The organism is Arthrobacter sp. NPDC080086, assembly GCF_040702285.1.
Map to the genome: position 1 here is coordinate 1 of NZ_JBFBKP010000076.1, position 20,024 is coordinate 20,024.

A 20,024-nucleotide genomic window follows, 5' to 3' on the forward strand; every position below is an offset into this window, starting at 1 on the left:
GGCGGACCGCACTGGTCCGCCCGCCGTCGTCGTTAAGGCCGGGAGGCACTGGGCCCTCGTCAGGCGGCGGCGAGCCGGCGCCTGCGCCGCCGCTGGAGCACCAGACCCACGAGGCAGAGCAGCACCCCGGCCGCGCCGACCGAGACGAAGCCCGCCCCGGCGCCCTCGCCGTCGATGAAGAGCCCGGCCAGCGGCGCGCCGAGAGCCACTCCGCCGGTCAGGGCCGAGCCGTACCAGCCCATCGCCTCGCCACGTCGTTCCTCGTCAACCAGGTCGGCCACCTTCTCCGAGGCGGCGGAGAGTACCGGGGCGCAGAGCACGCCCGGCAGCAGGGACAGGAACGCGAGGGCCCAGGTGTCGTGGGCGAACGCCATCGGCAGGGTCAGGGCGGACATGCCGAGCAGCAGGAGCACCGGGGAAACGGGCCGGTGCATGGCGCCGTAGACCACGCCGCCGATCACCGAGGCGGCGCACCAGAACAGGAAGACGATGCCGATCTCGGCCTGGTGGCCGCCGGTCTGCAAGGCGGCGACGATGCCGACGTCGGTGCCGCTGAGGACCATGCCGGAGCCGGCGGCGACGGCGAAGACTGCGGCGACCGAGGCAGTGAACCAGGCGAAGTTGTGCCGCACCTTGTGCCGCAGCCCCAGCCGGTCCTGACGGCGGTGCTCGGCGGCGGCGAGGGGAGCCAGTTCCGCCGCTGCCTCCTGCAGGTGCGCGGGGGCGGCCGCGACGACGGCGGCCTCGGCGCCCTGCTGCTGGTCCGCTTCGAAGGCGGCCTCGGGCTCGGCGTCGGTGGCGACGGACCGCGTGGGCGGGTTCATCCACATCAGGAAGAGCCCGGAGAGTGAGGTGGCGACGCCCACGATGCCGAGGCCCAGCACGGAGTAGCCGGCGGTGGCGACGATCGCGCCGGCGGCCGGACCGATCATGAAGACCAGTTCGGTGCTAATGGCGTCCAGGGCGAACGCGGTGCGGCGCTGGTCCCCGGTGGCCAGGATGCCCAGGGACTGCCGGACCACGCTGAAGATCGGCAGGGTCAAGAGGCCGCCGACGAACACCAGGGGCAACAGCAACTGGTAGCTGACGTGCGGGGCGATGGTCCAGATCACCGTCTCCGAGAGGACGGACGGGATCAGTGCCCGGCGCAGGCCCACGGTATCCACCCGGCGGCCGCGCCACGGGGCGCCGACGGCGATGCCGATGGTCATGACGGCGGCGGCGGTCCCGGCCGCGGCGTAGCCCTGGCCCAGGGTGAGGACGATGTGCAGGGTCAGGAGCACGCCCGCGGCCGAGTGCGGGATGCGGGCCACCATCCCGACAATCAGTAGGTTCCTGATGGGCCGCACTGCCAGCAGCTCACGGTAAAGCGCGAAGTTCACGGGACGGCGTTCCTTTGCCTTGCATTTCTCTCGGTGGCGCGGCCCGTGACCGGCACCGCGGGAGAGGCGGGCCGCCGGTCAGGGTGCTGCGCGCTGCAGCTTGATTTCGATCGAGTCAACCCGCTCGGCGAAAGCTTCATTCCGGGCCCAGTCCTCGTTCAGGCCGGCCACCAGGGATTGCACCTCGGCGGCACTGAGCCCGTCTTCAAGGTACAGCACCACGCGCAGTTCCGGCCCGGCACCGCCGCCGGGCAGCTGCGTCCCGTCGGCCTGCGCCGAGGCCACTCCCCCGCCGGGGCGCAGTTCGACCCGGCGCAGCGCCCTTACCCCGGCCGCGGAGGCGGCGACGGCGTCGGCCACCGCTTGGTCCCGGTAGCTTGGGACCCAGCCGTGCTGCTTGGCCAGCGCCCATACGGCCGGGCGGCGCACCACGAACGTGGCGGCCGAGCCGGGGTCCAGGACCAGCAGTTCGGCATGCTCGGCGACGGCGGAGAGCGCGGCGCGGGCGGCGTAGACGGCCACCGGGCGGGCCTCGGGGTGCCAGGCGGTGAGGTTCTCCGCGGAGGTGAAGACCGGCAGGGCGGTGCGGCCGTCCGGCGCCTTGAGGGTCACCAGCGCCATGTCGGCCTGCTTGTCCCCGTGCAGCCCGGTCCCGTGGGCCCCGGCCACGGCGTCGCCCTCCTCCGCGAGGCTGGCGACGATCGGCACGAAGACCCGGGCCGTGGCGAGGGCCGCGACGACACCGGCTTCGTCCCCGGTGCCTGCCGCGAGGGCGGCGACGGCGGCGAGGTAGCCGGCGTCGGCCGTGCCGTCGTCGTCCTCGAAGTTATGGATGGTCGCTCCGTCGCCGGCCAGGCTGCGGCCTGCCCAGGGCTGCCCGGCGGAGTCCGTCGCTCCCCCGGCGCCGGCGAGGGCGGCGGCGATGTGGCCGGGGAGGGCGCGGTGGCCGGGCTGGGGTTCCTGCGGCACTGGTTCCTGCGGCATGAAGGGACCGGCCTAGCGGCGGCCGGCGACGTCGAGGGCCTCGGGCAGGGTGAAGTTGCCGTTGTAGAGCGCCTTGCCAATGATCGCGCCTTCGACCCCGAGCGGGACCAGGGAGCGGAGGACCTTGAGGTCCTCGAGGCTGGAGATGCCGCCGGAGGCGACGACGGGCTTGCCGGTCTTCTCGACCATCTGGCGCAGCAGTTCCACGTTGGGGCCCTGCAGGGTGCCGTCCTTTGTGACGTCGGTGACGACGTAGCGGGCGCAGCCGGCTTCCTCTAGGCGGCCGAGGACCTCCCAGAGGTCGCCGCCCTCCTTGGTCCAGCCGCGGCCGGCGAGGGTGGTGCCGCGCACGTCGAGGCCGACGGCGATCTTGTCGCCGAAGCGTTCGATCACCCGGTCTGTCCACTCCGGGTTCTCCAGCGCGGCGGTGCCGAGGTTGACGCGGCCGACGCCGAGGTCCAGGGCGCGTTCGAGGGATTCGTCGTCGCGCAGGCCACCGGAGAGTTCCACCTTGATGTCCAGCCGGCCGACCACCTCGCGCAACAGCTCCGCGTTCGAACCGCGGCCGAAGGCAGCGTCCAGGTCCACCAGGTGGACCCACTCGGCGCCCTGTTCCTGCCAGTTCAGGGCCGCTTCGAGGGGGGTGCCGTAGCTTGTTTCGCTGCCGGCCTCGCCCTGGACCAGGCGCACGGCCTGGCCATTGACGACGTCGACGGCGGGGAGCAGTTCCAGGGCCGGCAGCGGGTTTTCGGTGGTCATCGTGAAGTCCTCACAAGGTAGGTGGCAGGGGCGGCGCGGGGCGTCAGGCGCCGGGCAGGGTCAGCAGGTAGGCGGCCAGCAGGGACATGCCGGCCAGGATGTAGAAGACGATCTGGACCCAGAGCGGGCTTTTCTGCTGGCGAAAGGAGAGCGCTCCGCCCACCAGCAGTCCGGCGAGGCCCATCAGTACCAGGGACCACATTCAGGCGGTCGCTTCCGGGGTTGCCGGGGCTTCCGCAGTGGTGCCTGCGCCGGCGTTGCGGGCGGGGCGGAGGCTACCGACCCAGTTGCGCAGCAGGCGGGCGCCCGCGTCCCCCGACTTCTCCGGGTGGAACTGGGTGGCGCAGAGCGGTCCGTTCTCCACCGCGGCGATGAACGGGGCGCCGTGCTCGGACCAGGTCACCAGCGGTGCGGCCATCCGCGGCTGGATCACATCGAAGTCCCAGTGCTGGACGCCGTAGGAGTGCACGAAGTAGAAGCGTTCCTTCTCCACACCGTCGAACAGCAGCGAGCCCTCCGGCACGTCGACGGTGTTCCAGCCCATGTGCGGGACGACGTCGGCGGGCAGCAGCTCGACCTTTCCGGGCCACTCCCCCATGCCTTCGGCGACCGTGCCGTGCTCCACGCCGGCTTCGAAGAGGACCTGGAGGCCGACGCAGATGGCCAGCACCGGCCGGCCGCCGGCGACGCGGCGGCCGATCATCCGGATGGCATCGACGGCCTTCAGTTCGTTCATGACGGTTTCGAAGGCGCCGACGCCGGGGACCACCAGGCCGTCGGCGTTGAGGACGTCCTCGGGCTTGGAACTGAGGATGACCTCGGCGCCGGCGCGCTCGAGGGCGCGGACGGCGGAGCGGACGTTGCCGGAGCCGTAGTCCAGGACGGTGACGGTGGGCTTGCCCTCCGGGGAGGCGGGCTTGCGGCTGGCCTCCGGATCGATGATGGCGCCGTCGCGCAGCACCTTCCCGGTCACAGTGCGCCCTTGGTGGAGGGAATGCCCTCGACGCGGGGGTCCGGCTCGACGGCGGCACGGAGCGCCCGGGCGAACGCCTTGAACTGAGCCTCGACGATGTGGTGCGGGTCGCGGCCGGCGGTGACGTTCATGTGCAGGCAGATTCCGGCGTGCAGCGTGATGGCCTCGAAGACGTGGCGGGTCAGCGAGCCGGTGAAGTGGCCGCCGATCAGGTGGTATTCCTGCCCGGCGGGTTCGCCGGCGTGGACCAGGTAGGGTCGGCCGGAGACGTCCACGACGGCGTGTGCGAGGGCCTCGTCGAGGGGCACGGTGGCCTCGCCGAAGCGGCGGATCCCGGCCTTGGTGCCCAGCGCGGTCTTGAGGACCTCGCCGAAGGTGATGGCGACATCTTCGACGGTGTGGTGCACGTCGATGTGGGTGTCACCCGTGGCCTTGACGGTCATGTCGATCAGGGAGTGCTTGCTGAGGGCGGTCAGCATGTGGTCGTAGAACGGCACCGAGGTGCTGATGTCCGAGACGCCGGTTCCGTCCAGGTCGATCTCGACCAGGACGGAGGATTCGCTGGTGGTCCGTTCCAGGCAGGCGGTTCGGGCCTGGGCAGCGGCTGATCCGGTGGTGCTCATATGGGTGTCCTTTTGGCTAAGTGGCGGTCGCCCGGCCTGTGACGGCGGCGCGCGGGTCCTGGATCAAGTCTAGGGCCCGGCACACCCGGGGCGCCCGGCGGCCGGCGGGGCGGTCGCGCGGGGCCGGCGGGGCTGACCCGGCGGTGCGGAATGTGGGGGGACGCGGGCTCAGCCGCGGTGGGCGGTGAGGATCCGTTCCAGGGCCTCCAGGAAGGCGGTGGTCTCCGCCTCGGTTCCGGCGGTGACCCGGAGATGGCCGGGGATGCCGACGTCGCGGACCAGCACGCCGGCGTCGAGGAGTTCCTGCCAGACCCGGTGCGGGTCCGTGAGCCCGCCGAAGAAGACGTAGTTCGAGTCCGACGACGCCGGGGTAAGGCCCATTCGGGTCAGCTCGGTGACGATCCGGTCGCGCTGCCGCTTGATGTCCTCGACATCGGCCATCAGCGCCTCGCGGTGCCGGAGGGCGGCGAGGGCGGTGGCCTGGGTGATGGCGGAGAGGTGGTACGGCAGGCGCACCAGGCGCAGCGCGTCGGTGACCTCGGGAGCCGCGGCCATATAGCCGATCCGGGCACCGGCGAGGGCGAAGGCCTTGCTCATGGTGCGGGAGACGATCAGCCGTTCCCGGCCGGGCAGCAGGATCAGGGCGCTCGGGGTGCCCTCGTGGGCGAACTCGTGGTACGCCTCGTCGACGATGATGATGGCCTGGCTGGCCTCCCCCGCCTCGTAGACGGCTTCGACGACATCAAGGCCAAGGCCCGTGCCGGTGGGGTTGTTGGGCGAGCAGAGGAAGACGATGTTCGGCTGCAGCTCGCGGACCTGCCGGGCGGCGGACTCGGCGGTCAGGCTGTAGCCCTCGCCGCGGACGCCGGCGACGTAGCCGGTGTCCGTTCCGGCAGCGAGCAGCGGGTACATGGAGTACGTGGGAGGGAAACCGAGGGCGTTGCGGCCCGGACCGCCGAAGGCCTGGAGAATCTGCTGCAGCACCTCATTGGAACCGTTGGCGGCCCAGATGTTCGTGGCGTCCAGCCCGTGGCCAAGGTATTCGGCCAGCGCCCCGCGGAGTTCGGTGAACTCCCGGTCCGGATAGCGGTTGAGCCCGGCAGCCGCCTCAGAGACGGCCTCCGCGATCGCTGCCCGCACGTCGGCGGGGACACCATGGGTGTTCTCGTTGACGTTCAGGAGAATCGGAACGTCCAGCTGGGGAGCACCGTAGGGGCGCAGGCCCCGCAGGTTGGTCCGGAGGGGAAGTCGGTTGAGTCGCTCAAGCTGGTCAGTCACGTCCCCAGTTTAAGTGAGAGGACTGTCTGGCCGGAAACCGTGACCAACGACGGCCCATCCCGCGGCCGGCGAATGGCCTTACCAAGTTCGGCGGACGCTCCGTCCCGGGGATTCAGCTTAGGGGGTCGGAACGAAGAGCTGCTGGCCGGGCAGGACCGGCGCGGCGTCGAGGTTGTTCAGCTGCACGATCTCGGCGACCACGTCCCTCGGATCCCGTTTCGGGTCGACGGTGCCGGCGATGGTCCACAGGGACTCCCCGGGCTGCACGGTCACGGTGACCGTCGGGGTGGTTGCCAGCGATGCAGGGGAATCGGCGGCCTTCGCCGGCGCGGTCAGGGAGCCTGCCAGGGACAGCAGCAGGGCCGCGAGCAGGATCAAGGGCAGTCCGAAGAAGACGAAGCGTCCCCGCCGGGTCAGCCGCAAGGGAGCCTGGGCCGAAGAGTGGGCCCGGCGTACAGCTGACGCGCTCCCGGCGGTCGCGTCAGCGTCGGCCGGGGCCGCGAACGGAGCTACCGCCCCGGAGAAGGCCGTGGCAGTATCCGGCACGAGATACAGTGCCGGCCTTCCGGCGTCGGAAAACTGCGAACCGGCGAAAGCGATTCTTGCTGACATGAACTGAGCCCTCCTGGACTTGTCGTTGCCGCCCGGCGTACTCCTCGTACCTGCCGCCAACCGGCTGAACCATCATTCGCTTCGAACACAAGGCCGAAACCGGCCGTGGTTCTCCACTTGCAATCTTCGAACACATCTTCGAATCTTGCTGTTCTCTTTTTAGCACCTATGAACGAACTCTGTCGAGACTCGCTAGAACAAATGTTTGAAAAACACCGGCGGCTGACCTATTTTTGAAGCACGGAACCGGTCCCTCGAAGGACCCGCACTCCGCACCTGCAGTCTGAAACCTGTCGAACACCCGCCAGCGGTGATCAAGAGCAGTCAAACGGCAGGCACTGACATTTTTAGGATTCGCAGCAATCGGGCCGCTTCACTCGGTCCGCCGGCCACGGATCCGCACCACGAACGGAAGGCACGGGGACCATGGCAGCACAAGCCACCGGCGGGAGGGCAACCCGGCGCGGCGCCCAGCCTGCCCGGGCGCCCAAGAGCCTCACCGTCCGTCAGAAGAAGATCCTCGAAACCATCCAGCGGTCCGTGACGGACAACGGCTATCCGCCGTCGATGCGCGAGATCGGGGACACGGTGGGGCTGGCCAGCCTCTCCAGCGTGACCCACCAGCTCTCCCAGCTGGAGAAGCTGGGCTACCTACGCCGGGACCCCAAGCGTCCCCGCGCCATGGAAGTGTTGATGCCGCTGACCCTGGACGAGGGGTCCACCCCGATTTCCGGCGTCGAACAGCCCCGCGGGCTGAAGGCCGTCGGCGGACTCGCGGTGTCGGAACTGGCCAGCGCCACGGACACGGCGATGGTCCCGTTTGTGGGCCGGATCGCCGCCGGTGGCCCGATCCTGGCCGACCAGGTGGTGGAGGACGTCCTCCCCCTGCCGCGCCAGCTCGTGGGCCACGGTGAGCTGTTCATGCTCAAGGTCGCGGGCGATTCCATGATCGACGCCGCGATCTGCGACGGGGACTGGGTGGTGGTTCGCCGGCAGAACGACGCCGTCAACGGCGACATCGTGGCCGCCCTCCTCGATGACGAAGCCACGGTCAAGACGTTCCGGCAGCGCGACGGCCACACCTGGCTGCTGCCGCAGAACACCCAGTACGAACCGATCCTGGGCGACCACGCCGTCATCATGGGCAAGGTCGTCTCGGTCCTCCGCTCCCTGTAGCGCGGGCAACGCCGCCGGCCAGGGGCCCGGCTGAACGCGCTGAACGCCCGGAGCTGGGGACCCCACCCCGCCCGGACGCCGAGGCCTGAGCGCCGCCAAACCCCGCCGAACGTCCCTGCCCCGGGGGCCTACGACCCCTGCGCGGCCTCTTTCGCGAGCCGCTCCAGCGACGCCACGGCCACCGCCGGGTCCGTGGTGGCCCAGAACGGCGGCAGCGCGGCCCGGAGGAAGCCGCCGTAACGCTCGGTGGACAGCCGTGAGTCCAGCACCGCCACCACGCCGCGGTCCGACGTCGAACGGATCAGCCGGCCCGCGCCCTGCGCCAGCCGGATCGCCGCGTGCGTGGCCGAGACGCTCATGAAGCCGTTGCCCCCGGCCTGCGCCACGGCCCGGGAGCGGGCCGTCATCAGCGGATCGTCCGGCCGCGGGAACGGGATCCGGTCGATCACCACCAGCCGGCAGGAGTTGCCGGGCACGTCAACGCCCTGCCACAGGGACATGGTGCCGAAGAGGCAGGTGTCCGGTTCGTCCGCGAACTGCTTGACCAGCGCGGTCATGGTGGATTCGCCCTGGCAGAGGATGCTCAGGCCCAGCCGCGGCCGGAGCGCGTCGGCGGCCTCCTCCGCGGCGCGCCGGGAGGAGAAGAGGCAGAGCGCGCCGCCGCCGGAGGCGCGGATCAGCTTCTCGAGCTCGTCCAGGGCCTCGGGCGCGGTCCCCCGGCCCGGTTTGGGCAGGTGCTTGGCGACGTAGAGGATGCCCTGTTTGGGGTATTCGAACGGCGACCCGACGTCGACGCCGGTCCAGCTCGGGGCGCCGGGGCCCACCAGGCCCAGGCCCCCCGCGGCCGGTTCGAAGGCCGAGCCGATGGCGAGGGTGGCCGAGGTCAGCACCACGGTGTGGTCCGCGAACAGGCCCTCCCGCAGCCGCCCGGCCACGCTGAGCGGGGCGATGTTGATCAGCGCGGGCGCCGAATCGTCCGGCTGCGAGTAGCCCTGCTGCGGGTCGAAGGTGCTCTGCCGCGAGAACCACACCACCTCGCGGTTCTCGCGGGCCGCGAGCAGGCGTTCGCAGAGCTCCAGGATCACCATCAGCCGGGAGCGCGCAAGCTGCCGGCCGCCGTCGGCCGTGGTGGAGCCGTCTCCCTTGGAGTCGGAGAGCGCCGCACGGCAGGCGTCCCGGAGCTGGTCCACGCAGTCGAGCTGTTCGCTGTTCAGGCCGTTGGGCATCAGTCCGCCGGGAACCCCCGCGACGGCGAGCTCGAGGTTCGCGGCGGCGTTGTTCAGCGCGTCCACGGTGATGCCGGTGTGCTTGCGGGCGCCCGAGGCGGCGGCGTGGACCATGGCCACGGAGAGCTGGCCGGAGACGGCCCCGGTGACCCGGTCCTGGAGTTCGTGCGCCTCGTCCACGACGACGACGTCGTAGTCGGGCAGCACGGCCAGGCCCTCGAAGGCGCTCACGGCCAGCATGGCGTGGTTGGTGACCACGACGTCGGCGTCCGCCGCGTCCTGGCGCGCCAGTTCGCTGAAGCATTCGGCGGCCGACGGGCACTTCTGCGCGCCGAGGCATTCCATGGCGGTGACGGACACCTGCCGCCAGGCGCGGTCGGTCACGCCGGGGAGCAGTTCGTCGCGGTCGCCGGTGGCCGTGTTCTCGGCCCATTCCCGGAGCCGGACCACTTCCCGGCCCAGCTGCGAGGCCGGACCGCCCATGGCGGCGGCGAAGTGCGGGACCGAGGTGTCCTCACCCAGGGAGAAGAGCTGGCCCTCGGCGGGTTCCTCGGACGGGAACCCACCCTCGAGCTTGTGCCGGCACACGTAGTTGGACCGGCCCTTGACCAGGGCGATCTTGACGGGCCGCTTCAGGGCAGGGGTGATGGCCTTGAGCAGTCGCGGCAGGTCCCGGCCGACGATCTGGGTCTGCAGGGCCAGGGTGGCCGTGGAGACCAGGGTGGGCTTGTCGCTGTCCAGCGAGTGGGCGATCAGCGGGATCAGGTACGCCAGGGACTTTCCGGTGCCGGTGCCGGCCTGGACCAGCAGGTGGTCGCCTGTGTCGATGGCGCGGGCCACTTGGCGGGCCATTTCGTGCTGGCCGTCACGGCTCTGCCCGCCCATCGCGGCGACCGCCCGGTCGAGGAGCTCGATCACGAGCTCCTCGCCGGTGGCGCCACCGGGGGCCGGGCGTGCGTCGCTGTCCGCTTCCGCCACGGCCGGTTCAGTCATTGCGGACGAAGGGATCCAGCTCGGCCGCCAGGCCTTCGCGCACCATGACCACGGCGCGCGTGCCGGTCTCCTCGTGGTCCAGGCTGACGATCTCCGCCTCGGTCTCGTGCAGCTTGCTGAGCACGTCGCCGCGGCTGTACGGGATCATCAGTTCCAGCTTCACGCTGGGCCGCGGGATGCCCTCACTGACGGCCCGCAGCAGCTCGGGGATGCCCTCGCCGGTACGGGCGGAGACCACCACGTGGCGCGGTTCGCGCTGCTTCAGGCGCTCCACCACGAACGGGTCCGCGGCATCGGCCTTGTTCAGGACGATGATCTCGGGCACCTTGCGGGCGTCGACCTCGCTGAAGACGGACCGGACGGCCGCGATCTGGCCCTCGGGGTCCGGGTGCGAGACGTCCACCACGTGCAGGATCAGATCCGAGTCGGCGACCTCTTCCAGGGTGGACCGGAACGCCTCCACCAGCTGCGTGGGCAGCGAGCGGACGAAGCCAACGGTGTCGGCCAGGGTGTAACCCAGGCCGTCGGAGGTCTCGGCCTTGCGCACGGTGGGGTCCAGGGTTGCGAACAGGGCGTTCTCCACCAGCACGCCGGCGTCGGTCAGCCGGTTCAGCAGCGAGGACTTCCCGGCGTTGGTGTAGCCGGCGATCGCGACGGACGGGACGGCGTTACGACGGCGGTTGGCCCGCTTGGTCTCACGCGCCGGCTTCATGGCCGCGATTTCGCGGCGCAGCTTGGCCATCCGGGTGCGGATCCGCCGGCGGTCCAGTTCGATCTTCGTCTCACCGGGGCCACGGGAGCCCATGCCGGCGCCGGCGCCGCCCACCTGGCCACCGGCCTGGCGGGACATCGACTCGCCCCAGCCGCGGAGGCGGGGAAGCAGGTACTCGAGCTGGGCCAGTTCCACCTGGGCCTTGCCCTCGCGGCTCTTGGCGTGCTGGGCGAAGATGTCCAGGATCAGCGCGGTCCGGTCGATCACCTTGACCTTGACGATGTCCTCGAGCGCACGCCGCTGGGAGGGCGCCAGTTCGGCGTCGACCACCACGGTGTCCGCACCGGTGGACATCACGATGTCCTTGAGCTCCTGGGCCTTGCCCGAGCCCAGGAAGGTGCCCGGGTCCGGCTTTGCCCGGCGCTGGACCAGCCCGTCGAGCACCTCGGAGCCGGCCGTCTCGGCCAGGGCGGCCAGTTCGCGGAGGGAGTTCTCGGCGTCGGCCAGGGTGCCCTCGGACCAGAGGCCGGCCAGCACCACGCGCTCCAGCCGGAGCTGCCGGTATTCGACCTCGGTGACGTCTTCGAGTTCGGTGGACAGCCCGGCGGTGCGGCGCAGGGCGCGGCGCTCCTCGAGGTCCTGCTGGTCGCCGTCGTAGCTGCCGTGCTCGGTGGCCAGGCCGGAGATGGCCTGGGCCCGGCCCAGGACCGCGCGGGGTTCGGCGGTGTCCGCGTCGGCGGCGCCGGTGTCCCGGGCGGGGGAATCCTTGGAAAGAATCCGGTCGATCACAGCCTGGATCTCGGCAGGACTCATGTCCTGGGCTGCTGAATCGGGTCCGGTGTTGGGCTGACTGGTCATGGTCTCCTTTGAAGGGTCTGCCATTTCAGAATAATGCTGATCGGTGCGGTGCGCTGCGGAATTCGCGCTGGGCTGACGATGTGGGGTCATCCGTGCCTCCTGGGTGTCCTGCGGCGGCGGTGCCGCGGACGGGCGGGCTCCTCGGCGGAGCGGCGGGTGGGGTCCGTGGGTCCTAGAAAGGTTTCCTCACGGGCGGTGCTGCACGCCGGTCGGTTCCGCGGGCGACGGCGGGGCCGTGCGGTGGGATCTTCGAGGCGTGGAGTTTCCGGCGTTGCTGGAATGAGTGCCGGAACAGGCCGCGGGTCGCCGCGGCCGGAGGGGTCCAGCGGAGGGCGGGGCCTGCGTCGCTGGAGGGCGGATCACCCGTTGAGGCGGGGCGCCCGTGCCGGTTGCCTGGTGGCCGGCTATTCAAAGATCAGGAACATGCCTCCAAGTTTACCAGAGCGCACCTTTCCGGTTTCCCAAGCCCGCGGACGGCCAACTACTCTGGCACGTTATGGAGTCTGCACACTATTTCAGCGCCCAGCCGGCCGGGCCGTTCACCCGCAAGCCCCTCACCGTGGAACTGGCCGGCGCGCCGCGGCAGCTGCAGACCTCCAGCGGAATCTTCAGTCCCGACGGCGTCGACAAGGGCACCGCGGTGCTGCTGGCGGATGTCCCGGCCCCCGCCCCGCAGGGGAACCTGCTGGACATCGGCTGCGGCTGGGGTCCGATCGCGCTGACGATGGCGCTGAAGGCCCCGCACGCGCACGTCTACGCCGTGGACGTCAACGAACGCTGCGTGGCCCTGACCAACGAAAACGCGGCACTGCTGGGCCTGGAGAACGTCACGGCCAGCACCCCCGGCGAGGTGGACCCGGAGCTGCGCTTCGACACCATCTGGTCCAACCCGCCCATCCGGATCGGCAAGGACGAGCTGCATTCCCTGCTGCTGCTCTGGCTGCCGCGGCTGGCGCCGGGCGGGTCGGCGTGGCTGGTGGTGCAGAAGAACCTCGGCTCGGATTCGCTGCAGCGCTGGCTGGGCACGGAGCTGGACAGCAGCTTCACGGTGACCCGGGAGAGCACCTCGAAGTCGTTCCGGATCCTTCGAGTCAGGAAAGCGTCCCGCTAGCGACGATCACGGCCGGGCCGCTGAGCTCGACGTGCTCGTGGCCGTCCGGGGCGACGAAGAACTTCACGCCGACGACGCCGCCGGGCACCGTGACGTTCCAGGCGTCCGGCGCGCCCTGACCAGCCCAGTGCCGGATCGCGACGGCGGCCGCGCAGGCGCCGGTGCCGCAGGAGAGGGTCTCGCCCACGCCGCGTTCGTGGACGCGCATGCTGATGGCGCCGACGCCGTCGTGGACCAGCGGCTCGGCGGGAACGACGAACTCGACGTTGGTCCCGTGCGGCGGCTCCGGGTCGACGCGCGGTGCGGTGAACAGTTCGGTGGCGTCCAGTTCCGCCTGCTCGGCGAGGGCGACGACGGTGTGCGGGTTGCCCATGCTGACCGAGAGGGCCGGGCGGGCAACGTCGAGGCCGTGGGCGCTGACGAGGGAGTCCATGGCCCGGGCCGTGGCTTCGCCGGGGAAGACGAATTCCCAGGGACCCATGTCCACGGCGTAGCCGGAGGCGGTGCGGACGACGGTCTTGATGCCGGCGCGGGTGCCGATCACGAGGGATTCCCCGGCGGGCAGGTCCACGAGGCCCTGCTGGACCAGGAAGTGGACGAAGACCCGGACCCCGTTGCCGCACATTTCGGAGAGCGATCCGTCACCGTTGCGGTAGTCCATGAACCACTCCGCCTCCGGGTGCTGCGCGAGCAGCTCGGCGCCCTCGGGCAGGAACCGGGACGGGACCGCGCGGATCAGCCCGTCGCCGCCGATGCCGCGGTGCCGGTCACAGAGGGCCGCGACCTGCTCGGCGGTCACTTCCAGGGCCCCGTGCGGGTCCGCGATCAGGACGAAGTCGTTGCCGGTGCCGTGGCCCTTGGAGAAGGCGAGCCCGGCCAGTGCTGTGGTGTCGGCGGCGTGGGCCGTCGAGGCGGCGGTTCCGGCGAGAGTGTCATCCATGGTCCAAGGCTACCGGGCCGCCTCCCGCCGGGACCAACGCCAGCTGCGTTGCCTTCGCCACGAGGTCCGGGGCCTGCCAGTCGAGCCAGGCGATCCGCGGGTCGGCGCGGAACCAGGTGAGCTGGCGGCGGGCGAACTTCCGGGTGGCGGCGATGGTGTCCTCGGCGGCGTGCGCGACGTCGGATTCGCCGTCGAGGACCTTGAGGAACTGGGCGTAGCCGAGGGCGCGGGAGGCGGTCTTGCCGCGGCGCAGGCCCTCGGCGTCCAGCCGGCCCACCTCCTCGAGCAGGCCGCGGTCCACCATGGCGTGCACGCGGGCGGCGAGGCGCTCCCGGAGCTGCTCCCGGTCCACCTGTAGGCCGAGTTGGACGGCCGGGCGGTGGTAGGTGCGGTCGGGCATGAAGGAGCTGAAGGGCCGGCCGGTCAGTTCGTACACCTCGAGGGCACGGATGACCCGCCGGGCGTCGCCCAGGCGCCCGGCCGAGACCGGGTCCACCTGCTCCAGCCGGGCCCGGAGCGGGGCCAGGCCTTCCGCCGCCTCCTCGGCCTCGAGGCGGGCACGGACGGCCGGGTCGGTGCCGGGAAAGTCCAGGACGTCCAGGGCGGCCCGGACGTACAGCCCGGACCCGCCGGCGAGGATGGCGCGTTTCCCGCGGGCGTGGATGCCGTCGATGGCCTCCCGGGCCTGCCGCTGGAAGTCCGAGACGCTGGCTTCCTCGGTGACGTCCATGATGTCGAGCAGGTGGTGCGGGACGCCTCGCCGCTCGGCGTCGGTGATCTTGGCGGTACCGATGTCCATGCCGCGGTAGAACTGCATGGCGTCCGCGTTGACCACCTCGCCGTCGAGCGCCAGCGCGAGGGCAACGGCCAGGTCGGATTTTCCCGAGCCGGTGGGGCCGAGGACGGCGATCACCGGCGGCGGCGCGGCGGACAGTTCGGCTCCGGTCACGGCGTCAGCGGCCGCGCACGGGCAGCGCGGGCATGCCGAGGGACACCCCGGCCTTGCCGCCGCCGGCCGCGGCGGGGGCGGGTGCACCGCAGGAGTCGGCCTGGGACCGGTCCCAGGCGTCGCCGGCGCGGGAGCGGCGCAGCTGGTAGTCCTCGGGCGACGCGGGGTCGGCGATGAGGTGGAAGGATGCGGCCTCGGTGACGGTCACGGTGACGAGGTCGCCGGGGCGGGGGGATTCGGCGCCGTCGGGCACGGAGAAGTGCACCAGGCGCTGGTCCTGCGCTCGGCCCGAGAGGCGGTGGGTCTCCCCCGCCTTCCGACCCTGCTGGGCGGTGACCATAACCTCGACCCGGCGGCCCACCTGGCGGGCGTTTTCCTCGGCGGCGATCCGGTCCTGCAGGGCGGTGAGCCGTTCGAAGCGTTCCTGCACCACGGCCTTGGGTAGCTGTTCGGGCAGGTCGGCGGCGGGGGTGCCGGGCCGCTTGGAGTACTGGAAGGTAAAGGCGGTGGCGAAGCGGGAGCGTTCCACGACGTCCAAGGTGGCCTGGAAGTCCTCCTCAGTCTCCCCCGGGAAGCCGACGATGATGTCTGTGGAGATCGCGGCGTGCGGGATCTTGTCCCGGACCTTGTCGAGGATGCCCAGGAACTTCGTGGAGCGGTAGGAGCGCTTCATGTCCTTGAGTACCTTGTCCGAGCCGGACTGCAGCGGCATGTGCAGCTGCGGCATGACGTTGGGGGTCTCCGCCATCGCCTCGATGACGTCGTCGGTAAAGGCGGCGGGGTGCGGGCTGGTGAACCGGACGCGCTCCAGACCGGGGATCTCCCCGCAGGCGCGCAGCAGCTTGGAGAAGGCCTGGCGGTCGCCGAATTCGACGCCGTATGAGTTCACGTTCTGGCCCAGCAGGGTGACCTCGATGGCGCCGTCGTCCACGAGGGCCTGGATTTCGGCGAGGATGTCGCCGGGGCGGCGGTCCTTTTCCTTGCCGCGCAGGGCCGGGACGATGCAGAAGGTGCAGGTGTTGTTGCAGCCGACGGAGATGGAGACCCACCCGGCGTACACCGAGTCGCGCTTGGTGGGCAGCGTGGAGGGGAAGACGTCGAGGGATTCGAGGATTTCCAGCTGTGCCTCGTCGTTGTGGCGGGCCCGGTCCAGCAGGGCCGGCAATGCGCCGACGTTGTGGGTGCCGAACACCGCGTCGACCCACGGCGCCTTCTTCAGGATGGTCTCGCGGTCCTTTTGTGCCAGGCAGCCGCCGACGGCGATCTGCATGCCCGGGTTCGCATCCTTGACCGGGCGGAGGATGCCGAGGTTGCCGTAGAGCTTGTTGTCCGCGTTCTCACGCACGGCGCAGGTGTTGAAGACCACGACGTCGGCCAGCTCGCCCTCGGAGCGGACGTAGCCGGCGGCCTCCAGCAGGCCGGACATACGCTCGGAGTCGTGCACGTTCATCTGGCACCCAAAGGTCCGCACCTGGTAGGTGCGGGCGGGCGCGGACGCTGCCGCATCCGACGCCGAGGAATCGGCGTGCGTCGAGGGGCTGTCGGCTGGGGAGGGAATGGTCAAACTCACCCGTTAAGGGTACCGGCTCCGCCCGGGGCGCGGACTACGCGGGCGGAGCGAGGGTGAGGATCTCGGCCCCGTCCTCCGTGATGGCGATGGTGTGTTCGCTGTGGGCGGTCCGGCAGCCGGTGGCGCTGCGAAGCGTCCAGCCGTCGGCGTCGGTGACCAGGGTGGCCGTGTCCTCCATGACCCAGGGCTCCAGCGCGAGCAGCAGCCCCGGCCGGAGGGTGAAACCGCGGCCGGGCCGGCCGGTGTTGGGCACGTGCGGGTCCTGGTGCATGGTGGAGCCGATGCCGTGGCCGCCGAATTCGGTGTTGACCGGGTAGCCTGCCGCGGTGAGGACGCCGCCGATAGCGGCCGAGAGGTCACCGATCCGGGCGCCCGGCTTCGCCGCCGCGATGCCGGCGGCCAAGGCGCGTTCGGTGGTCTGGATCATCGCGACGCTCGCGGCAGGCTGCGTGTCGCCGACGAGGAAGCTGATGGCGGAGTCCGCGGCGATGCCGTTCCTGGCGACGGCGAGGTCCAGGGTGAGCAGGTCGCCGTCGGCCAGGCGGTAGTCGTGGGGCAATCCGTGCAGGACGGCGTCGTTCACGGCCGTGCAGATGTAGTGGCCGAACGGTCCGCGGCCGAAGGAGGGCGCGTAGTCGACGTAGCAGGATTCGGCGCCGGCAGCGGCGATGAGGTCCTTGGTCCAACGATCAATGTCCAGCAGGTTGGTGCCGACGGTGGTGCGGCTCTTGACGGTCTGCAGGATGCCTGCGACGAGGGCCCCGGACCCGCGGGCCCGGTCCAGTTCGGCGGCGTTGAGAATCTCGATCATCCGATAACTATACCGGCCATATTATCCCGGTACACTGGTTCCCATGGTCAGACTCCCGCTCTCCCCGGACGAGGTCCGCCGCGGCCAGCGCCTGGGCACGCTGCTACGCGAGGCCCGCGGCGACCGGTCGATGCTGGACGTGGCCCTGGCCGCCGGGGTCTCCCCCGAGACCCTGCGCAAGATCGAGACCGGCCGGATCGCCACCCCGGCGTTTCCGACGATCGCTGCGTTGGCCGAGGCTCTCGGGCTGTCCCTGGACCGGCTGTGGGAGGGCGTCAGGGATGCCGATGACGAGACACGACGAGTGGCGTCCTAGGGCCGGACTAATCCAAGGCCAAGCTCAGTCATCCAAGGACGGCACGTCGCCCGCGCCGCCGTCCTGCAGCGATGCGTCGATGACCTCGTTGACGATCCGGAAGGCCTGTCCCGGCTGGTAGCCCTTCCGGGCGAGCATGGATGCCAGACGCCGGACGGCCTTGTCCCGTTCCGCCCGGTCCTCGAGGCCGCGCAGGGACCGCAGCTTCCGCTCCACCAGTTGCCGGGCAGCCGCGTCTTCCTGCTCGTCGGTCACCTGGGCGAGCGCCTCGGCCGCCGCGTCCTCCGCGACGCCCTTCTCGGCCAGTTCCCGGCGCAGGGCTCCCCTGGCGAGCTTCCGGTTTTCCGAGCGGCTCCTGACCCACATCCGGGCGAATTCCGCGTCGTCCACCAGCCGGACCGCCTCGAAGCGGTCCAGCACGGCCTCGGCCACGTCCTCGGGAATGTTCCGCTCGGCGAGTTTGCGCTCGAGCTGGTGCCGGCTCTTGGCGGAGCCGGTCAGCTGGCGCAGGACGATGGTGCGGGCCACCGACGCGGGGTCCGCGTCGGCGTCCAGCTCCGGCGCCGGTGGTTGAGAAGCCCGTGGCTTAGAACCCGTCAACGGCCTTCAGCTTCGGCGACTCTTCCGCGTCGGCTGCCTTGACGCCGACGCCGAGCTTTTCCTTGATCAGGCGCTCCAGCTCCGCTGCCAGCTCCGGGTTGTCACGGAGGAATCGGCGGGAGTTCTCCATGCCCTGGCCCAGCTGGTCACCGTCGTAGGTGAACCAGGAACCGGACTTCTTGATCAGGCCGTGCTCGACACCCATGTCGATGATGCCGCCCTCGCGGGAGATGCCCTGGCCGTAGATGATGTCGAATTCGGCGATCTTGAAGGGCGGGGCCATCTTGTTCTTGACGATCTTGGCCTTGGTCCGGTTGCCGACCGAGTCCGCGCCCTCCTTGAGGGTCTGGATCCGGCGGACGTCGATGCGGATAGAGGCGTAGAACTTCAGCGCCTTACCACCGGTGGTGGTTTCCGGGGAGCCGAAGAAGACACCGATCTTCTCGCGGAGCTGGTTGATGAAAATGGCGGTGGTCTTGGTCTGGCTCAACCGGCCGGTGATCTTACGCAGGGCCTGGCTCATCAGGCGGGCCTGCAGGCCGACGTGGCTGTCGCCCATGTCGCCTTCGATTTCGGCGCGGGGCACCAGCGCGGCGACGGAGTCGATCACGACGATGTCCAGCGAGCCGGAACCCACCAGCATGTCCATGATTTCCAGGGCCTGCTCACCGGTGTCAGGCTGCGAGACGAGCAGCGCGTCCGTGTCCACGCCCAGCTTGGCAGCGTATTCCGGGTCCAGGGCGTGTTCGGCATCGATGAAGGCCGCGATGCCGCCCTGGCGCTGGGCGTTGGCGACGGCGTGCAGCGCCACGGTGGTCTTACCGGAGGATTCGGGGCCGTAGATCTCTACGACGCGACCGCGGGGCAGGCCGCCAATGCCAAGGGCGACATCCAGGGCGATGGAGCCGGTGGGAATGACCTCGATGGGGGCGCGGACTTCGTCGCCCAGGCGCATGACCGAGCCCTTGCCGAACTGCTTGTCAATCTGGGCGAGTGCTGCGTCGAGCGCCTTCTGGCGATCCGGGGCTGCGGCCATGATTCACACCTCAAAAACTTTCTCATTGGAGAGTGGCCGTCACGGCCGTTGCTGTCATCACCGACGTTAGGGGCAGCCACTGACAAAGTTGCCGCCGTCGTCGCGTATGTGGAAAACGCTCTGAAAAAAGCATAGCCCGACCCGAACAGATATTCGAACAATCCCCCGGCGTGTCAGGCACCGCGGAAGGCCCAGGGGCGGCTTCGTCGATCCGGCCAACGTGACCAAGCCGACGTCGCCGTGGTTTAGTTCAGCGGGCCCTGGTCGCGGGGTTTGATGTCGCGGCCGAGCCGGCGCTCCGCGGGCACGTCCTGGACGTCACACATGGCCAGCCACACCTGTTTGGGCGGGATGCCGGCGCTCAGCGCCTGGTCCGCGGTGCGTCCTCCGACGCCGGCCAGGACCAGGGAACTGCTGAGGACGCGGGAGTAGCCGGCACCGAACTCGTCGTCCATGAGCCGCCAGAAGTCGCTGATTCGCACCGCACAAGTCTCTCACGGAAGGGGACCCCGGGGCGGACCCTAGAATGGTTGCTATGAGCACCATTGACCACGCCGCGACCACGCCGGAGCAGGGTTCCGGGGCCGGCGCGGCCTCCCCCGACGAGTCCATCGCCGAGGTGGAACACCAGCTGAGCCTGCTGTGGCGGCGCGCCCGTTCCGTCTCGCAGCGGCTCTCCCGCGAGGTGCACCCGGATATGGAACCCGCCGCATACGGCCTGCTTTCGGTGCTTCGGGCCAGGGGGCCGATCCGCCTGACCGAGCTGGCGGCCTGGCTGGGCGTGGGCAAGCCGTCGGTCAGCCGCCAGGTGGCGTTCCTGGAGGGCCTCGGCCTGGTGTCCAAGGCGGCGGACCCGCTGGACGGCCGGGCGCAGGCGATCAGCCTGACGGCCTTGGGCGAGGAGAAGATGCACCTGGTGCAGGACGCCCGGCGCGAGGTGTTCCGGGACCGGCTGGCGGAGTGGCCGGCCGGGGACCTGGCGGCTTTCGCCGGGTACATGGCCCGGCTCAATGCCAGCTACGAACGGGACGGCTTCCCGCGCGACGAAGACCTCTAAGAGACCTGCGGCGGCACGCAAAAGGTCCCCGGCACACCGCCGGGGACCTTTTCTATGC

21 protein-coding genes are annotated in these 20,024 nt (G+C 70.6%); 4 read left to right on the plus strand and 17 right to left on the minus strand.

Translation table 11 applies throughout. From position 1 onward, the window contains the following. Positions 1-59: 59 nt before the first annotated feature. The 8 genes from AB0305_RS18905 to AB0305_RS18940 form a co-directional block, all read right to left on the minus strand. On the minus strand, positions 60-1,382 hold the full coding sequence (locus AB0305_RS18905) for an MFS transporter (RefSeq protein ID WP_364137246.1): 1,323 nt from the start codon (positions 1,380-1,382) through the stop codon (positions 60-62). 78 nt (positions 1,383-1,460) lie between these two features. Beyond that, positions 1,461-2,366: an SseB family protein gene (locus tag AB0305_RS18910; protein WP_364137244.1), complete on the minus strand. Its 906-nt coding sequence runs from the start codon at positions 2,364-2,366 to the stop codon at positions 1,461-1,463. Positions 2,367-2,378: 12 nt separating this feature from the next. After that, positions 2,379-3,125, minus strand: a complete 747-nt coding sequence (gene priA / locus AB0305_RS18915; RefSeq protein WP_364137242.1) for a bifunctional 1-(5-phosphoribosyl)-5-((5-phosphoribosylamino)methylideneamino)imidazole-4-carboxamide isomerase/phosphoribosylanthranilate isomerase PriA — start codon at positions 3,123-3,125, stop codon at positions 2,379-2,381. Positions 3,126-3,168: 43 nt separating this feature from the next. Next, complete coding sequence (locus AB0305_RS18920) at positions 3,169-3,327, minus strand: hypothetical protein (protein WP_290258295.1); 159 nt, start codon at positions 3,325-3,327, stop codon at positions 3,169-3,171. After that, a complete protein-coding gene (hisH, locus tag AB0305_RS18925) occupies positions 3,328-4,098 on the minus strand; it encodes an imidazole glycerol phosphate synthase subunit HisH (RefSeq protein WP_364137240.1) in 771 nt (256 codons plus the stop codon). It abuts the gene before it with no gap. Then, complete coding sequence (hisB, locus tag AB0305_RS18930; RefSeq protein WP_364137238.1) at positions 4,095-4,721, minus strand: imidazoleglycerol-phosphate dehydratase HisB; 627 nt, start codon at positions 4,719-4,721, stop codon at positions 4,095-4,097. Before hisB ends, hisH begins: the two co-directional genes overlap by 4 nt. Positions 4,722-4,889: 168 nt before the next feature. After that, the gene (locus AB0305_RS18935) at positions 4,890-5,999 is read right to left on the minus strand and encodes a histidinol-phosphate transaminase (protein WP_364137236.1); all 1,110 of its coding nucleotides are present in this window, start codon (positions 5,997-5,999) and stop codon (positions 4,890-4,892) included. Between the two features lie 117 nt (positions 6,000-6,116). Further along, positions 6,117-6,422 carry a LysM peptidoglycan-binding domain-containing protein gene (locus AB0305_RS18940; protein ID WP_364137234.1) on the minus strand — a complete coding sequence of 102 codons (306 nt, stop codon included), beginning with the start codon at positions 6,420-6,422 and terminating at the stop codon, positions 6,117-6,119. Between the two features lie 615 nt (positions 6,423-7,037). Between AB0305_RS18940 and lexA the strand changes: the two genes are divergently transcribed. After that, positions 7,038-7,787: a transcriptional repressor LexA gene (gene lexA / locus AB0305_RS18945; protein WP_290258299.1), complete on the plus strand. Its 750-nt coding sequence runs from the start codon at positions 7,038-7,040 to the stop codon at positions 7,785-7,787. A gap of 128 nt (positions 7,788-7,915) precedes the next feature. On the opposite strand, the gene AB0305_RS18950 is transcribed toward lexA, so the two are convergent. Both AB0305_RS18950 and hflX read right to left on the minus strand, forming a co-directional pair. After that, on the minus strand, positions 7,916-10,006 hold the full coding sequence (locus tag AB0305_RS18950) for an ATP-dependent DNA helicase (RefSeq protein ID WP_364137232.1): 2,091 nt from the start codon (positions 10,004-10,006) through the stop codon (positions 7,916-7,918). Next, positions 9,999-11,576: a GTPase HflX gene (gene hflX, locus AB0305_RS18955; protein ID WP_364137230.1), complete on the minus strand. Its 1,578-nt coding sequence runs from the start codon at positions 11,574-11,576 to the stop codon at positions 9,999-10,001. The genes AB0305_RS18950 and hflX overlap by 8 nt, the downstream gene beginning before the upstream one ends. 496 nt (positions 11,577-12,072) lie before the next feature. Between hflX and AB0305_RS18960 the strand changes: the two genes are divergently transcribed. After that, the gene (locus AB0305_RS18960) at positions 12,073-12,687 is read left to right on the plus strand and encodes a methyltransferase (protein ID WP_364137228.1); all 615 of its coding nucleotides are present in this window, start codon (positions 12,073-12,075) and stop codon (positions 12,685-12,687) included. Here the strand turns inward: AB0305_RS18960 and dapF are convergent. Genes dapF through map form a run of 4 tightly spaced genes read right to left on the minus strand, consistent with a single transcriptional unit; the run spans position 12,668 to position 16,957 of the window. Then, a complete protein-coding gene (gene dapF / locus AB0305_RS18965) occupies positions 12,668-13,627 on the minus strand; it encodes a diaminopimelate epimerase (RefSeq protein ID WP_364137226.1) in 960 nt (319 codons plus the stop codon). The genes AB0305_RS18960 and dapF overlap by 20 nt on opposite strands. Continuing rightward, positions 13,620-14,576, minus strand: coding sequence for a tRNA (adenosine(37)-N6)-dimethylallyltransferase MiaA (gene miaA / locus AB0305_RS18970; protein ID WP_364137224.1), 957 nt, complete (start codon positions 14,574-14,576; stop codon positions 13,620-13,622). Before miaA ends, dapF begins: the two co-directional genes overlap by 8 nt. Positions 14,577-14,580: 4 nt before the next feature. Further along, positions 14,581-16,146: a tRNA (N6-isopentenyl adenosine(37)-C2)-methylthiotransferase MiaB gene (gene miaB / locus AB0305_RS18975; RefSeq protein ID WP_364137222.1), complete on the minus strand. Its 1,566-nt coding sequence runs from the start codon at positions 16,144-16,146 to the stop codon at positions 14,581-14,583. 34 nt (positions 16,147-16,180) lie between these two features. After that, on the minus strand, positions 16,181-16,957 hold the full coding sequence (map, locus tag AB0305_RS18980; protein ID WP_364137220.1) for a type I methionyl aminopeptidase: 777 nt from the start codon (positions 16,955-16,957) through the stop codon (positions 16,181-16,183). A gap of 43 nt (positions 16,958-17,000) precedes the next feature. On the opposite strand from map, the gene AB0305_RS18985 reads away from it, so the two are divergent. Then, on the plus strand, positions 17,001-17,273 hold the full coding sequence (locus AB0305_RS18985) for a helix-turn-helix transcriptional regulator (RefSeq protein ID WP_290258307.1): 273 nt from the start codon (positions 17,001-17,003) through the stop codon (positions 17,271-17,273). 24 nt (positions 17,274-17,297) lie between these two features. Here AB0305_RS18985 and AB0305_RS18990 read toward each other — a convergent pair whose 3' ends face one another. The 3 genes from AB0305_RS18990 to AB0305_RS19000 all read right to left on the minus strand — a co-directional run bounded on the left by AB0305_RS18990 (position 17,298) and on the right by AB0305_RS19000 (position 19,391). After that, positions 17,298-17,801: a regulatory protein RecX gene (locus tag AB0305_RS18990; protein ID WP_364137329.1), complete on the minus strand. Its 504-nt coding sequence runs from the start codon at positions 17,799-17,801 to the stop codon at positions 17,298-17,300. A gap of 58 nt (positions 17,802-17,859) precedes the next feature. Next, on the minus strand, positions 17,860-18,909 hold the full coding sequence (gene recA, locus AB0305_RS18995; protein WP_290258309.1) for a recombinase RecA: 1,050 nt from the start codon (positions 18,907-18,909) through the stop codon (positions 17,860-17,862). Between the two features lie 245 nt (positions 18,910-19,154). Beyond that, entirely contained in the window at positions 19,155-19,391 is a 237-nt protein-coding gene (locus tag AB0305_RS19000; protein WP_290258310.1) for a DUF3046 domain-containing protein, read from the minus strand. A gap of 53 nt (positions 19,392-19,444) precedes the next feature. On the opposite strand from AB0305_RS19000, the gene AB0305_RS19005 reads away from it, so the two are divergent. Further along, a complete protein-coding gene (locus tag AB0305_RS19005; protein ID WP_290258311.1) occupies positions 19,445-19,966 on the plus strand; it encodes a MarR family winged helix-turn-helix transcriptional regulator in 522 nt (173 codons plus the stop codon). The last annotated feature ends 58 nt before the right edge of the window (positions 19,967-20,024 follow it).